At 54.3% G+C, this 1665-nt stretch carries 1 protein-coding gene and 1 pseudogene; both read left to right on the top strand.

Annotated elements, in window-relative coordinates; all coding sequences use genetic code 11:
• A pseudogene (locus tag EDM57_RS22945) lies at window positions 1-731 on the top strand (hypothetical protein); the annotation flags it as partial.
• Between the two features lie 126 nt (window positions 732-857).
• Window positions 858-1665, top strand: an 808-nt coding sequence (locus EDM57_RS22940) for a pentapeptide repeat-containing protein (RefSeq protein ID WP_122906973.1), incomplete at its 3' end; no start/stop codon positions are given.

Below are 1665 nucleotides of genomic sequence, written 5' to 3'. Positions count from 1 at the left end.
AGACGGATCGGGTGCTCGATTTGGGCAACGGCGTCGATTTCAAAGGAAAGAGCCTGTATGTGTATGAAGCGCATACCGAGATGAAAAAGGGGCTGCTCAAGCACAAATATTTGCTCGCGTCCAAAAAAGGCATGAGCCAGAAGCCGATCTATCAGTCGCTGATCGTCGGGGCATCAGTCCAAGGCCGCGTCATTGACGTGGCCAAAGACAACGTCAAGGTGCATCTCGACATCGACGAGAAGCAGAGCAAAAGCGAAGCGCACTGGTTCCCGTACTCGTCCGTCTACACGGCGGAAGGAAACAGCGGCTGGTACTGCATGCCGGAGCTGGACGATTACGTCCGAATCTATTTTCCGACGAACAAAGAAGAAGACGGAATTGCGATCAGCTCCGTGCGCAAAAACTCGGAAGAAGGCGAGACGAACAAGCTCGGCAACCCCGATATCAAATACTTCCGCACGGCCAACGGCAAAGAGCTGATGTTTTCTCCGCAAGAGATCGTCATCAGTGCGAAGGACGGGGAAATTCTCATTCGTCTGAACGAGGCGGATGGCATCCAGATTCTCAGCAAAAAAAATATCAAGGTCGTCTCCGATCAGGACATCATGATGGATTCGGCGACAAAGGTGATTATCTCGGCGAAAAACGAGATCAGCCTGACCTGCAGGGAAAGCAGCATCAAGATGGATGGCAATACAAGCATCATCGGGCAGGAGCTCAAGACGAACTGACACACATGGTTGCCAGCTGGTAACTGTGTGTTTGACGCGCAAAAAATGGGCATGCTCACAGGCCAGGTGCATGTTTGCTAAGAAGAGCAGAGCTTTTTCAAGGTAGTCGGCAAGGGGGGACAGGACGTGGGCAGAGAGGAAGCCTTGCAGCATTTTTGGGAAAACGAAGTGCCAAAACGGACGATTGCCCGGCTGCATGCGCTGGATGCGTATTATCGGGCGGAAAAAGAGCGATTGGTGCAGCCGTTTCTCCGTTCGTTTGACGAGATTTGCCAGCGAATGGCGGCGATGCAACAGCAGGGGAAGAAAGGCAAAATGGCTTATTTGACCTACTCCATGCTGCGGACGGAGCTGTTGTCCGGGAGTAACCATTATTTGCTGGAAGCAACGGACAGCCGCTGGTTTTTTGATCCCGTCGAATGCCAGGCCGTTTACGATGCGAGCTGGGCATTTCGCTTTTTGGACGAGCTTGCGGCGGAGTGGACGGAGGCTGCGCGGGCGTATGCCGGACAGATCGGCCCGGCAGAGATCGAACGGATCAAGCTTGTCCAGGCGGAGAAGTTTCACCAGTACGTCGTCAGTCTGGGACGGTATGCGTTGCAGCAGGTAGATTCTGTGGAAGCGTTTTGGCAGGTGGAAAAGGAAGACGAACTGGAGGTGCGCGTCGGCGAGTACCTGGACCAGAGCGAAATCGTGTACTGCCGCGATGTGCGCCCAAAAGATTCGCAGCAAATTCGCGCCTGGCTGGAGGAAGGGCTGGAGCAGGAATACGGCTACAAAGTATTGGCTGGTCTTGACTTGGCGAAGGGACAGTTTGCGGGGATTGATTTGCGCTATGCCGATCTGGGCAACAGTCGCTTGTCTGGTGCCAACCTGCGGGAGAGCGTGCTGGTCGGAACGAGGTGCGTTCGTACTGAGCTGAATGAGGCGGACT

This window comes from Brevibacillus gelatini (assembly GCF_003710935.1).
Taxonomy (GTDB): Bacteria; Bacillota; Bacilli; order Brevibacillales; family Brevibacillaceae; genus Brevibacillus; species Brevibacillus gelatini.
Note: the sequence above shows the minus strand (reverse complement) of the source record. Positions and strands in the feature narration are given on the sequence as shown.